The organism is Paenibacillus sp. Marseille-Q9583 (genome assembly GCF_976954365.1).
The window spans coordinates 20,502-34,763 of sequence record NZ_CDRJTB010000071.1 but is presented as its reverse complement, the minus strand read 5'-3'; the positions used below and the strand labels follow the sequence as shown (position 1 = coordinate 34,763).

The window sequence follows — 14,262 nt, the reverse complement described above, 5'->3', positions numbered from 1 at the left end:
CCCTGTATCTTATTAAGATTTTCTCTTACGCATCATATCAAAGTATGCTACCGGCTGATCTACCTTCATGCGAACACGTTGCAGAGGATGACGGGCTGCGTCAAGCGGATTACCTGCTTCATCCCACAATTCCGCTACAGTCTGCTTAAAGAATGTATCATTGGGTCCGAAAAATTCAACTTCCTGCCCTGGCTTGAAGTGATTGCGTTGCTGAATGAGCGCCATTCCACTCTCAGCATCGTATTCTAGTACAAGTCCAGCAAAATCATAAGGAGCTGCTTTTTCTTCAGGCTCATAGATATGATCTTCATGATCCGGAGTATCATAGAAGAACCCCGTGTTAAGCGGACGATTCGCCGCTTTATTCAGCTCATCCAGCCACTCTTGCTTCAACTCGTATCCTTCCGGATCAGCCATGTAAGCATCAATAGCTTTACGATAAGCGTTAACTACAGTAGCTACATAGTGAATCGACTTCATTCGTCCCTCGATCTTGAAGCTGTCAATGCCTACTTCAATGAGTTCAGGGATACTTTCCAGCATGCACAAATCCTTAGATCCCATGGAGAAAGGATTATCTCCTTGCTGATGCAGTGGAATCTGAGTTACACCCGGAAGCAAAGGGGCCGGAGATTGTGCTTCAGCTTGATCTTCTTCAGATACCCAAGTGCCTTCAGGACGCGCATCCTCGAACAAATCATATTTCCAGCGGCAAGACTGACAGCAACCTCCGCGATTGGAGTCACGATCTGTAAAGTGATTGGATAATACGCATCGACCGGAGTACGAAGAGCACATCGCACCATGGATAAAGCTCTCGATTTCAATGTCAACATGCTTCTTAATCTCAGCGATCTCTTCCAGGCTTGTCTCACGTCCGAGTACTACACGTGGCAGACCCTCTTCTTTCCAGAAGGATACCGCTTGCCAGTTCAGTGTAGACTGCTGAGTACTCAAATGTACCTCTAATCCAGGGACTAAACGGCGTGCTGTATCTACAATAACCGGGTCAGCTACGATAATGGCAGCAATGCCAACTTCATATAAGTTACGCAGATATTCTTCAATCCCTGCGACATCTTCATTGTGAGCATAGATGTTCGTTGCAACAAATACCTTAGCGCCGTATTTCTTGGCGAATTCAACACCTTCACGCATTTCCTCAAAGCTGAAATTGTCTGCTCCTGAACGTAAACCGTATTTCTGCCCTCCGATATAAACAGCATCCGCACCATAGTGTACTGCGAATTTTAATTTCTCCAAATTACCGGCCGGAGCTAGGAGCTCCGGTTTGTCCAGACGGTAACGTTTGCCCTTGTATTGCGGCTTTGTCATGGTTCCCATTCCTGTTCTCCCCTCCATCGCCCCACAAAGTGATGTTTATGAATGATTACTGCACCTAGTCTTTGCGGGGAACTCAAAAAACTCTCATTAAATTAAACTTAATATACTTGCTCTTTATAGAAAAATCCGAAGCTTAGCTCCCGTTCTGGATCCTGCAGCGTTCTGATAGCTTCCATCCAATCCTCTTGGAAAGAATAACCTTCTGGATCAGCTACATAGAGATCGATAGCTTTGCGATAAGTCTTAACAGCCGCCACATTATACGCTGTTGATTTCAACAATCCTTCAATCTTAAAACTCTGTACGCCTGCAGCCATAAGGATATGAATATCCTCCAAAATACAAATATCTTCCGAACTCATAATATGTGTACCGTTCTCGTCTTCATAGATCGGGAACTTTTGGTCATCACGTTCTGCTTCGATCAAAAATAGACCACGTTCCTTGCCAAGACTGCCGCCCTCGCTTGGACGTCCTTGATGTGACATATAGCTTTCTACAAGCTTACGCTTGGAATGGTATATATTGGTCATGCCGTGAACCTGAACCTGTGCCTCTACCTCTAAAAGCGGAACCATTTCCGTCATTTCATCCATATTCAGCTCACGGGCAAGAACGACGCGAGTAGCACCCTTACGCCCCCAATAATTCGCGGTTGCGTAATTGGTAGAAGTCATTTCCGCATTCCAATGCAGATTCATGCCCGGTGCTTCCTTCTTCACTGTGGTTAACACAGCAGGATCACCGAACTCAACACCGTCAACACCAAGTTCACCTATAGCCTTCACATAGGCAGGTAGCTCTTCCAGAAGAAGGTTGGACATGAGTCCACCTAGTCCAGCATATACTTTACAGCCACGCGCATGTGCCATTTCTACAACAGCAGCTGTATCCTCCAGAGAGAAATGTCCGGCAAGACGCATGCCGAAACGGTCATCCCCGATGAGCAATGCATCTGCTCCGGCATCCAGCAAAGCAGCAGCTTCCTCTAAGGATGCTGCTGTCGCCAGCAATTCCGGTTTGTTAATCATGTTGTACCTCCTACTTGTACAGTTATTTCAACCGCACCACTCTTCATTTTAATATTTTATTTCGATTCTTGCTTACTTTTTTCGATATTGGCTAAATGTTCCTTGTAGGTCTTAGCAAACAAATGGCCCTGTGTACCATCTTTCTTAGTCACATAGAAATAGTATTCAGATGCCTCAGGTTCAAGTGCCGCCTGAATGGAGGCCAGCCCTGGATTACTAATAGGTCCCGGAGGAAGCCCAATATTTCTATACGTATTATACGGACTTTCAACTTCCAAATCTTTAAACAACAGTCTTTCCTTCTGTTTATCGAGCAAATATTGAACCGTAGCATCAATCTCCAGCTTCTGCTCTTTCTTTAAGCGGTTATAAATCACGCCAGCAACTAGTGGTCGTTCACTATCTACCACAACCTCACGCTCGACTAACGAGGCCACTGTCAACAGCTCATGAAGTGTCAATCCACGCGCTTCTAGCTTTTGCTTCCAATTCGGAATCGTGTCCAGTTTCTTCTGGAACTGATCCAATAATGCCTCTACAACTTCCTGCGGCGTACTATCCTTGGCTAGTTCATACGTTTCAGGGAACAAATACCCTTCAAGCCGATGACGAAGGTTCTTATTCTGTGGGATACCTAGAACATCAATTCCCTTCAAGCCCGCACCGGTATCCATTATTTCGAGAAAAATAGCAGCATCCTGGTTCCAAGCCTCAGCAAGCTTCTTGGCAATCTGCTCAGCAGTATATCCTTCCGGAATCGTAAAAGTTACGGTCTCTTCCTTAACAACATCACCCGCGTTTAACCTCTCGATGAGCTCGTCATAGGTGTCTCCTGGACTAGCAACATAAGTACCAGCTTTGAAGCTGGAACCTTCTTTGGTCCATTTCAAATATCCCTTAAAAAAAAGACTGTTCCTAATAATGCCATTTTGTTCGAGCAGATCAGCAATTTCCGCGCTGCCCATGCCCTTCTCTATCGTAAATGTTACAGCAGGTCCAGCAGGTTCTACCGGCTGCATCCCGTTCCAAATGTACCAAGCGCCTCCGCCTCCTGCTGCTACCAGCAAAAGAATAACAATAAGCACAGTACGGATTGCGGATTTCAAGTCAGGTTCCTCACTTTCCGACTATAAAGTATAAAAGTGTACTACTTAAAATTCAATACATATTTCATGATCATGATTGTTGTTTTAAATATATTGATTGTATTCCAAGCAAAAAGAGCGCGGAATTCTCCGCCCTCTTCCGTACTCATCATAAATGTAACGTACATGTTTAAAGTTTATTCTGCATCGTCCGCTGGAAAAGTCATCTCATCATATAGCTCAGAGATGTCTTCCCACTCTTCATCGTCCACGATGTTCTCTAGTTCCGGAAGTCCGTTAGGAGAGACAACGATACGCAGAATTTCATATTCCACGTCTTTACCGGTGCCTTTCAGCACCGCATAGCCAATACCACCGACTTCAAATTCGGCGATAATATCGTAAATGGAAGACTTACCCTGCTCATCTTCCAGTTCTACTGTTTCTCCATAGGCTTCCTTAAGCCGCGAAGTCCATACCGCTTGATCAGCGGATAAATCAGTCATTCTCAGATCCTCCGTCCAACTCGTCAACCAGTGTGTTGAAAGTCTCTTCGACAATCGCCCACTCCTCGTCATTATCGATCATGAACAATTGAAGATCGTCGCCTTCTTCCACATAACGGAACGCATAAACCTCATCGGTTTCCTCGTCCTCGGAATCAAGCGGAACCACCATCATGTACTTAGCGTCCGAGCCATCAACCTCAAACTTCATAATGACCTCGAATTCCTCTTCATTACCTTCCTCATCAGGAATATAGATAATTTCCGGTTCTTCCTCTTGGCCAATCTGTTCGTTTGTCATATCCTCGCACCCCTCACCTTTTACTGTTAGCATCCAAAAAATTTTGCAAAATCAGGGCTGCAGCCATTTTGTCCACAATCCCTTTGCGTTTCTTCCGGCTGACGTCCCCTTCAATCAGCACCCGCTCTGCGGATACCGTCGTCAGACGCTCATCCCAAAGGTGTACGGGCATTGCAAATTGCTCCCGTAGCTTGTCAGCGAACTCTATGCAGATTTCGCCCCGGGGTCCTACTGAGCCGTTCATATTCTTCGGTAGACCAACGACAATCTCTCCAATTTCGTGCTCCGTAACAAGTTCACGAATACGTTCGAACTCATTACCAGTACCGCGGCGCTCAATCGTTTCAAGAGCTTGTGCCGTCCATCCAAAAACATCGCTTGTGGCTACACCGATTCTACGGTCGCCGTAATCCAATCCTAACTTCTTCATCATCTGGGATTATCCACCTTGTGATTGACGAGGTAGAATCTAACCAGCTCTTCAATCAGCTCATCACGTTCTTTTCTCCGGACCAAACTTCTCGCATTGTTATGACGCGGAATGTAAGCTGGGTCTCCGGAAAGTAGATACCCTACGATCTGATTGATCGGATGATACTCTTTCTCCACCAGTGCATCGTATACAGCGAGCAATATTTCCTGGGGAGAAGCTTCCTTTTCGTCGCCCTTCACATTGAATTTGACCGTTTTGTCCATGGAGTCCATTTGTGACACCTTCCTTCTGCAAAATCACCCTAAAAGGGCGGCTTCGCAAAGTTGCTACTGTGCAGCTCACTTGCTTCCTTTATCATAACATATTCATAGCCCAACGAGGAAATCCTGCACGTGGAATAACGCTTTTTTTGGCATTTCCTCTACAAAAATAATGATATTTTTGGCTTTTAAGCTATTGTCAAGCACAACTATTCATGAAAATCTAACCACCTGTTAATAAAGAGTAGCGGTACTGATGTCAAACTCTCAGTACCGCTATGTTTTTTCGTAATACGTTTAAATTAAGAAATAGTTTCGTAATTTTTATTTATGCTAGGGAAGCCACTAATTCTTCTGCTTTAGCCAGTGCCTCGCCAAGCTTGGAGGCATCTTTACCACCAGCTTGTGCCATATCTGGACGTCCGCCACCGCCGCCACCGCATACTGCTGCGACTTCTTTAACGATCTTACCAGCGTGGAAACCCTTCTTCACTAGATCCTGTGGTACAGCTACAACAAAGTTCACCTTGTCGTCCATCGCTGCTCCCAGAACAAGTACAGCATCCGGGAGCTTGGATTTCAATTCATCTGCAGTAGAACGCAGAGCGTCCATATTTCCTGCTTGAACAGCAACAGCAAGAAGCTGTGTACCTGCACCAACCGTCTTCACACTGCTTGTTAGTTCAGCGGCAAATGTTGCGCTAAGCTTAGATTGCAAGGATTCATTCTCACGCGAAAGCTCACGCACTTGGTTATGCAATGCTTCAATCCGTTTTGGAACGTCGTTCAGAGAAGACTTCAGTAGACCTGCAGATTGCTTGAGCAGATCCAGTTGGCTCTCAGTGAACTGATAAGCGTAACGTCCAGTCACTGCTTCGATACGGCGCACTCCGGAACCAATACCACTTTCGCTAAGTAGCTTGAAAATTCCAATTTGAGACGTGTTGGATACATGGCAGCCACCACAAAGCTCAAGGCTGTAATCGCCGACTTGAACGACACGGACAATATTGCCATATTTTTCACCAAATAATGCCATGGCACCCATAGCCTTAGCTTCGTCAATTGGCTTGTTCTCAATAACTACATCAAGGCCACGCCAAATTTGTGCATTCACACGATGCTCAATGTCGCTTAGTTCTTCCGGTGTAATCGCTCCGAAGTGGGAGAAGTCAAACCGTAAACGTGTACCTTCTACTAGAGATCCTGCTTGGTTGACATGACCGCCAAGAACCTCTTTGAGCGCTTTATGCAGTAGATGAGTAGCTGTATGGTTCTTCACGATATCTTCACGCTGTGCACGATCCACTTCAGCGCGAACCGATTCGCCTACTTTCAATTCTCCAGCTTCAACAGTTACCAAATGTACATGTTGACCATGTGGAGCCTTGAACAATCCTTTAACCTTAGCTGTAACTGAACCGCCAGTAAGCATACCTGTGTCACTCACTTGTCCGCCACTTTCAGCATAGAACGGTGTTGCCTCAAGAATTACTTGGCACTCTACGCCTTCGCCAGCGGTATCGACCAATTCATCACCCACAACAATAGCCATGATTTTCGACTCTGTTACCGAGTCATTATATCCAACAAATTCACTTTTAACCGTCAGATCCGCTAATGCACCACCTTGGATCTTCATGCTGCCACCGTCATGACGTGCAGCTCTTGCACGATCACGCTGTTCTTGCATAGCGACATCGAAACCTTCACGGTCTACAGTTAATCCTTGCTCTGCTGCGAAATCTTCAGTCAGGTCAAATGGGAATCCGTAAGTGTCATATAGCTTAAATGCATCAGCTCCAGCAATCGTGCTGTGCCCATCTGCTTTTGCTTTAGCGCTGATCTCACCCAAGATAGCCAATCCATCAGACAATGTCTCATGGAAACGTTCTTCTTCTGTACGGATAATCTTGGCGATATATTCCCGATTCTCGACAACGGATGGATAATACACACCCATAATCTCACCAACGGTTTCCGTCAACTCATGCAGGAACGGACGATCCAGACCCAGTGTCTTTCCGTAACGAACAGCACGGCGCAGCAAACGGCGGATAATATAACCACGACCTTCATTAGAAGGAAGCACTCCATCCCCTACGGCAAAAGTAACGGTACGCACATGGTCAGCGATAACTTTAAGCGCGATATCCTGCTCAACATTATCTTTATAAGTTACACCAGCAAGCTCAGCTGTTTTTTGAATAATCGGTTGGAACAAATCGGTATCGAAGTTGGAATCTACATCTTGAAGAATGGATGCAAAACGCTCCAGTCCAGCACCGGTATCAATGTTCTTGTTCGGAAGCGGCGTATAGCTGCCATCCTTGTTATGGTTGAATTGTGAGAACACAAGGTTCCATACTTCGAGCCAACGTTCGTTTTCTCCACCTGGATACATTTCTGGATCACTCATGTCGCTGCCGTAAGCTTCGCCACGGTCATAAAAGATTTCCGAACAAGGACCACAAGGGCCTTCGCCGATATCCCAGAAGTTCTCATCTCCCAGCTTAATGATGCGTTCTGCTGGCAAGCCCACTTTTTCATTCCACAGCTTGAATGCCTCTTCATCCTCAGCATACACAGTTACGGAGATACGTTCTGGATCGAAGCCGATCCACTCCTTGCCAGTTAAGAATTCCCAAGCCCATGTGATAGCTTCTTCTTTGAAATAATCGCCGATAGAAAAGTTACCTAACATTTCGAAGAATGTATGGTGACGGCGTGTCTTCCCTACATTCTCGATATCATTGGTACGAATACATTTCTGCGAGTTCGTCAGGCGCGGATTCTCAGGAATCTCACGGCCATCGAAGTATGCTTTCAGCGGTGCCATACCTGCGTTGATCCACAACAGCGAAGGATCGTTATGCGGTACGAGAGATGCACTAGGTTCAATCTTGTGACCTTTACTTTCAAAAAACTCAAGCCATTTGGAACGAATTTCACTTGCTTTCATTGTTTACAGCTCCCGTCTCATCTTTTTAATTCGGCTCATGCGCCAGATTGTACAAATTTTCTAAAAAATAAAAACAAAAAAACGCCCCTGAATAATTCAGGGACGATTAATATCGCGGTACCACCCTGGTTATCGCCTTGACCCAATTTACGGGAAAGTTAAAGGGCGATCGCCTTGTCGCGGCTGATAACGGGTGCCCCCGGTGAGTTTGTGATCTCACACTCCGAAATTAGCTTTCCACCGGCCTGTCTTCAAGGTTCTCCCAGCCATTACGAAATGCTTTCGTAAAGGAACCTGTTCTCTGATCAAGCCATCCTCCGGCGTACTTCATTTTCATCAACGTTTTATCCGATTTACATTTTAACATTTCAAGTATAGCCAGTGCCCCTTCATCTGTCAATCTGAGGAGGAGTTAAGAATAACGTGAGAATATATGATTTTTGTAATGGTGAACTCGGGCACTTAAAGAATATAGTAAATCTCAGATATCATTTGGAAAATTTTGTATTATAATTAATGCTCTAGAATACGCAATACTCGGGTAAAACCAAAGGAGGTTTACAAATCATGCTGCGCAATAAAGTAACTGAGGAGCTATCTGTTGTTAAAGTTAAGCCTACATCGATACGCTTTATCGTCAGTCTCATTTTTATTCATATTCTCTTCACTCTAACGGTTAACCTTGTCCTTTTTGCAAATGGAGCTTTAAGCGTTATTGCCAAAAGCACAAACGGATGGATCAACGAAACGTTAGCTGCAAATCTGTTTGGTCTTGTGTTAGAAGTGGTTATTTTCTTATGTATAATAGCTAAATTATCGCTGAGAGATTTGGGGTTAAAAAGGAATACATTATTAGCAGGACTTATCGGCACTTTTTTATTTTGGCTCGCAATTAACATTGTTGATTTAGGTATGACATTACTGACTCACGCAAGTTTATCATTCAATAATGATATCTTTACGAATTCGAACGTCGTCTTTGGTGAATTCCTGGGTCAGATTTTCGGAAATGCTTTACTGGAAGAAGTTTTGTTTCGGGGCTTTCTGCTAATTCAAATCTATCTCTTATTAAAAAAAGTCAATAACAATACTTCACGCATTGGTTATGCAATGCTTATCTCCCAATCGATCTTTGCCGCTATACATATCCCAAATCGGATCTATTCAGGATTAGTCGGAATGGATTTTGTTTATGATTTTATCGTGCTAGTAATTCTAGGGATCATATTCTCATTACTCTATGTCTTAACCAAGAATCTATTTTTCGTGATTGGCGTCCATTCCTTAATGAATGTTCAGATTATGTTTTGGAATAGTAGTTTTACTCATACAGCAACTTTAATCTGTGTGTTGTTACTGACTTGTCTTTTAATTTGTTTCAAAAGGAAGGAATTCCGAGCGCAGAAATCAGAGAGGGCAGTGCCAAGCTGAATAAATGGAATCAGATAACTTTCTAGAATCGCGACTAACCCAATTGTAATCATAATCAGCTAAAGCAAGCAGTCGATAACAAAAACGGAGGGCAGCAATTCTCAAGTAAATATGAGAAACGCTGCCCTGTGCTGTATTTTTACGTTTTTAACATGAAAGAGCTACGTTTCCGTCAGCTGGCGCAGGCAGTACGTATGCTTAACAATAATTCTAAATCAGCTTGTGTGCAAACCACTTTTCGCCCCTGAAGCGCCAAAGAAAAATGCCCCCGCGAACGGCCCACTCGCAGTTCATCGCCAGCCAGACACCCATGACGCCGTAGCCCAGTACGATCCCAAGGATGTATCCAAAAATTACCCGAAACAGCCACATCGTCAGCATTGAGGTAATTGAGGTGAAGCGGGAATCTCCTGCTGCCCGCAGTGCGGACGGCAAAATAAAGCTGACGGCCCAAAGCGGAACTTGGGCAATAGAATTCACCAGCAGCACCACAAACAGATCGTCAATGATCTCGGGAGGTGGGGAAAAGATCGATACCAGCGGGTGGAATAGCGGCATCAGAATCAAGGCGATCAACGCCAAAGAGCCGGACCCGATCCAAAGGAAGGACTTGATGAACTTTCTGGCTTCAGAGACATTCCCCCGCCCGATACATTGGCCGACCACCGTTACAATAGTTAGCGACAGCGCGCTGGCTGGAATTTGAAACACCAGAGCCAGCGAGCCGGCAATGGCATTGGTCGCAATGGCATAAGTGCCTAGGCTGACAATAAACACCTGAGTGAGCAGTTTACCCCCGTTGAAGAACATCTGCTCCGCCGCGAACGGCACGCCGATGAACATGATTCTCCGCAGCATGGTCAGAGGGATTCGGAATAGGTCACGAAAACGCACCCGCAGGGCCGTATCCACCTTGAACAGATACACCAGGGCACAAACCATACCTGCATACCGCGCGATATTAATCGCAAGTGTCATGCCCAGCACACCCATGTGCAACAGGTAAATGAAGATCACGTTCAGGATAACATACAGCAGGTTCATAATGAGCGACAGCATCAAAGAAGCCCGAGTCTTGCCCACGCCTCGCAGAGCTCCGCATACCGCCTGAACCACCGCGATGCCCAGATATGAGATGCTGCTGCCGATCAGGTAGATGCGGGCATTGTCCAGCACTTCGGGTGAGGCGGTTCCGAACAGAAGGTTCAATATAGGGGTATGGAAGCCCATCAGCAGCAGACCGATTCCCAAAGCGATCAGCGATACCGAGGCGACCGAAGCCGCCGTAGCCTGGGACACCATCCGGTCGTTTCCGCTCCCTTTGTACTGCGCGACTACCACTGTCCCCCCGGTTGCAACCGCCACGAACACATTGATCAGAAAAATATTCAGCGAATCCACCATATTCACTGCACTGACCGCCGCCATCCCGGACGAGCTGATCATTGCGGTATTTACCAGATTAAATCCAATAATGAAGGCCTGGTCAATCAGAATTGGAATAAATAAAGCTATAATTTGCCGATAATCCATCCCCTCCCCAGAAAGATATTTCTCCAGCAATCTTTTCTTCTGAAGACTAGCCCGAAGCTGCATAACTTATCACATTCTTTTCTGTAAAATGGAAAAAACTCTTCATCCGAAGAGCTTTTCAACAAATTATACCCATTATACCGTGGGCACTTTACATTCAGTTTACTATAGATATACTTTTAAGTCTTTAAGCGGGAGTCAAAAAACAGCAACTGTCCTCACATATTTGGAGAACATAAACTTCATCAGAATTATGCAGCTTCAGACCATAGAATCAATCGTTCATCAAAAGTATTTGCAAAAGTCTTTAAGCAGATTGCGTTATGCTTGATGATCATGATCGATCTTTGCATTTACGCAAGAAAAACGCCTGACGGCTTCCTTGGAGGTAGAGTAGAATTACAAGCTGAGTACATCCGTAATTCCATAATCGTATTTATAGGTTCCGAGAGACGGACCATATTGCACTTATTCCCTAAAAACAAGCCCATTCCCGGGAGACTTGGGGCGGATAACGGCGCTGGCTCGCTTACGTTACTGTCGGCACATTGTATTTGGTTTTTCGCATACATTCGGCTCGCTTATGTTACCGTCGGCACATTGTATTTGGTTTTTCGCATACATTTGGCTCGTTTACATTACTGGCGGCACATAGTATTCGGTTTTTCACATACATTTGGCCCGCTTACGTTACCGTCCGCACATTGTATTCGGTTTTCCGCATACATTTCTCCGCAAATCAAATTTTATTAATTCTATTCCATAAAAAAACCCGCGCTAGGCGCGGATTCTTAAAGAAGCTATTAAGCCTTCTATTATTTTGCACTCTCGGCAATCGTCTTATAAGCCGCTAAATCTGTATACACTTCCACTTTAAGCGGATTGCGTTTATGTTTGGTAATTTTATAGAAGTGATAGACAAACACTGCAATATTAGCTGCTAAAGATAATGCACTCACAACCCAAAGCGCTGTTTCGCTGTGAGAAGATTGTACGGAGAACTTTGAATCCCCAACAAACGCCGGGAACGACATCGTAAACATCATCCAAATCGCCAAGGTTTGTGCACGGTGCTGTAGCCATGCTCCTTTTTTGAAGAAGAATGCTGGAATTGTACAAGAGATCAGAAGAGCTGCACCTGCATAGAAGGAATGGTCAGAAACTGCGTTATATACATAGGCAAAGTTCCAAATGTCATAAGCAATGATCCAGAACCACAGCTGGTCCGGCCACAACATATCCTTACTCTTGTCTTTACTAATAACAATACCCATCCAACCAGAAATTGTAATAATATTCAGAATACCTGCGATCCCGTTCATAATGTTCCAAGGACCACCCACCATCATTACGCCATCCACCATGCCTTGCAAACTGTACACTTGGAAATCACGGATAACTGCTTCAAGAATGTTAACTGCAAGGATAATAGCCGGGAACATTAATATATATTTATTTTTGTCCCATCCTTTAACATAACGGATAGCCATAAACCCTATACATCCTGCCAAGGCAGAATATACTTTTACCCAGTGAAACCATGTTCCAGTACTGGAGCCTTCGCCTGCCGTATTCGGCCAGACCGCTATAGTAAGTACAATAGGGACAATGATAAACAGAATGATTGAGAACCACTTGCTTCTTCGAGCTATTTCGTTGAAAAACATTAATCCTGCAAGTACCACTAACCACATTAGAGCAGAGTACCAAGGAATCGATTCAAATAAAAACATAATGTATTCCTCCTTCATATTTTGTATATAAGCTATGTCTTGAGTCCAATATATCCCATCCTCCTTCGAACGATCAAACCGCTCAAAACGTTGATTTGACAAGGTTTTCATAGTCTCATTTCGAGTTGAGTTTACACATCAATAGGACTGTAATTCATCCAAGGACCTACCCCAAGTAAGGGAATCTATTAGAAACTATGCCTACAGAACTACAGACTGTAAACCTAACTCGAACGTAAAATATCTCCACAAAGTGGATTTTTGATTTAATACATACTCAGGTACTTTGCGGGGGGCCCAAAATATATAATTTATGCAATATAAAAAAACCTTGCCGACAAATTTCTTTGTGGACAAGGCTTACTACTCACGCATTTTCAAAAAAATCTTTCAACTAAGTATTTCGAATATACGATACAGTTCTCCAGTGTTGGAAAATTCATAATTTCTCCTGCATAATATATCTTATCCCTTCCCTGCATTTGATCAAGCCGTTCATAGAAGCCCTCACGAATCGCATTAGAATCTACATGGGGGAACTGCTTCCAGCGCTTCATCATATACAGACGGATATTCTCACCGCCAAGCTCGCGAAGTTTATTTTCTACCTTTTCCCTCATCTCGAGATCTGTCATCTCATCATTCTCCGCTACATAAACCGTAACTAGATCCGTTGTTCCCATATCTGCCCACCTGTAATACCATGCCATCATATGTCCCTTGCGTTCAGGATTCATATTGCAGGGGATATATCCAGAAAGCTCCGGCAACCCCTTCACTCTGTAGGCATATACCCGAAACCGTTCATAGATTATACACTCAAACAATGCTCTGTCTACCGAAGATAAGTGAATCATATCACCCAGACGCTCTAAGGAAGCAGTATAAATAACCTTGTCAAAATAAAAGATATCCTGGTTTGTTTCCACCCGAACTTGACCATTTTCCTCTTGCTCCATATGTAGCACTTCACAAGTCAGACGCAGATCCTCTACTTGGTCGGCCATTCTTCTAATGAGTTCAGTGACTCCCTTAGGCCAGGTTATCATGTGAGTGATCTCAATAAAGGATAATAAATTATCATAAGTAAGAAATTTCAATACATAGGCGGCCGGCACATCCTGAATACTCCCAAAACCAAAAGTATTGAAGTAATGCATATACACCTGCCCAATTACAGATAGCTCATTCTCCGTACACCAATCTGAAAAGGGCTGACATAGATCTGCCGGTAAGTGTAGAAAACCCGGTTCTTGTAGTGACTTATAACGTTTCAAAATTTCCGGCAACCGTTTGAATTCTTGGGTAAACATCTGAATTTGGTCCATAGGAATCTGAGTAGTTTTTCGCCCATTTGTATCAAAAAATCCCCGTTCCAAGAGTGGCCCCTTGTCCATAAGATCAAACTCTCTCATGAGTTCTATCGTATGTTTATAAGTTGGCAAGCCGATTAGAGTTCCCATTTCATAAGTTTTCCCTTTGTATTCGATGGAGTGGCACTTGCCACCTACTCGGTCCGACCTCTCAAGGAGAGTAATATGAGAATATCCTTTTTTCGCAAGCTGGTAGGCAGCTGTAACCCCAGAAATCCCTGCACCGATGATCCCTATCCTGTCTTCATGCTTCATATTAGTCATCATCCG

Annotated in this window: 12 protein-coding genes; 1 reads left to right on the top strand and 11 read right to left on the bottom strand. The window is 44.3% G+C overall.

Going from position 1 to position 14,262, the window contains the following annotated elements; genetic code table 11:
* Positions 1–12: 12 nt before the first annotated feature.
* The 8 genes from ACWNM1_RS25155 to alaS all read right to left on the bottom strand — a co-directional run bounded on the left by ACWNM1_RS25155 (position 13) and on the right by alaS (position 7,922).
* Entirely contained in the window at positions 13–1,344 is a 1,332-nt protein-coding gene (locus tag ACWNM1_RS25155; protein ID WP_042186086.1) for a peptidase U32 family protein, read from the bottom strand.
* Between the two features lie 98 nt (positions 1,345–1,442).
* Positions 1,443–2,375 carry a peptidase U32 family protein gene (locus ACWNM1_RS25150; protein WP_449603080.1) on the bottom strand — a complete coding sequence of 311 codons (933 nt, stop codon included), beginning with the start codon at positions 2,373–2,375 and terminating at the stop codon, positions 1,443–1,445.
* Positions 2,376–2,431: 56 nt separating this feature from the next.
* Positions 2,432–3,481 (bottom strand): endolytic transglycosylase MltG, encoded by a 1,050-nt coding sequence (mltG, locus tag ACWNM1_RS25145; protein WP_449603079.1) that lies wholly within the window; start codon positions 3,479–3,481, stop codon positions 2,432–2,434.
* A 176-nt stretch (positions 3,482–3,657) separates the two neighbouring features.
* Positions 3,658–3,966: a DUF1292 domain-containing protein gene (locus tag ACWNM1_RS25140; protein WP_449603078.1), complete on the bottom strand. Its 309-nt coding sequence runs from the start codon at positions 3,964–3,966 to the stop codon at positions 3,658–3,660.
* Positions 3,959–4,267 carry a DUF1292 domain-containing protein gene (locus tag ACWNM1_RS25135; protein ID WP_038569507.1) on the bottom strand — a complete coding sequence of 103 codons (309 nt, stop codon included), beginning with the start codon at positions 4,265–4,267 and terminating at the stop codon, positions 3,959–3,961. The genes ACWNM1_RS25140 and ACWNM1_RS25135 overlap by 8 nt, the downstream gene beginning before the upstream one ends.
* Positions 4,268–4,280: 13 nt before the next feature.
* Positions 4,281–4,697 (bottom strand): Holliday junction resolvase RuvX, encoded by a 417-nt coding sequence (gene ruvX, locus ACWNM1_RS25130; protein ID WP_042193474.1) that lies wholly within the window; start codon positions 4,695–4,697, stop codon positions 4,281–4,283.
* Positions 4,697–4,972, bottom strand: a complete 276-nt coding sequence (locus ACWNM1_RS25125) for an IreB family regulatory phosphoprotein (RefSeq protein WP_042125473.1) — start codon at positions 4,970–4,972, stop codon at positions 4,697–4,699. The genes ruvX and ACWNM1_RS25125 overlap by 1 nt, the downstream gene beginning before the upstream one ends.
* 316 nt (positions 4,973–5,288) lie before the next feature.
* Positions 5,289–7,922, bottom strand: coding sequence for an alanine--tRNA ligase (gene alaS, locus ACWNM1_RS25120; RefSeq protein WP_449603077.1), 2,634 nt, complete (start codon positions 7,920–7,922; stop codon positions 5,289–5,291).
* Positions 7,923–8,489: 567 nt separating this feature from the next.
* On the opposite strand from alaS, the gene ACWNM1_RS25115 reads away from it, so the two are divergent.
* On the top strand, positions 8,490–9,353 hold the full coding sequence (locus tag ACWNM1_RS25115) for a CPBP family intramembrane glutamic endopeptidase (RefSeq protein WP_449603076.1): 864 nt from the start codon (positions 8,490–8,492) through the stop codon (positions 9,351–9,353).
* A gap of 210 nt (positions 9,354–9,563) precedes the next feature.
* On the opposite strand, the gene ACWNM1_RS25110 is transcribed toward ACWNM1_RS25115, so the two are convergent.
* The 3 genes from ACWNM1_RS25110 to ACWNM1_RS25100 form a co-directional block, all read right to left on the bottom strand.
* Positions 9,564–10,949 carry an MATE family efflux transporter gene (locus ACWNM1_RS25110; RefSeq protein WP_449603075.1) on the bottom strand — a complete coding sequence of 462 codons (1,386 nt, stop codon included), beginning with the start codon at positions 10,947–10,949 and terminating at the stop codon, positions 9,564–9,566.
* A 752-nt stretch (positions 10,950–11,701) separates the two neighbouring features.
* The gene (locus tag ACWNM1_RS25105; protein WP_449603074.1) at positions 11,702–12,619 is read right to left on the bottom strand and encodes a DUF5692 family protein; all 918 of its coding nucleotides are present in this window, start codon (positions 12,617–12,619) and stop codon (positions 11,702–11,704) included.
* A 377-nt stretch (positions 12,620–12,996) separates the two neighbouring features.
* Positions 12,997–14,259 carry an FAD-dependent oxidoreductase gene (locus tag ACWNM1_RS25100; RefSeq protein ID WP_449603073.1) on the bottom strand — a complete coding sequence of 421 codons (1,263 nt, stop codon included), beginning with the start codon at positions 14,257–14,259 and terminating at the stop codon, positions 12,997–12,999.
* Positions 14,260–14,262: the final 3 nt, after the last annotated feature.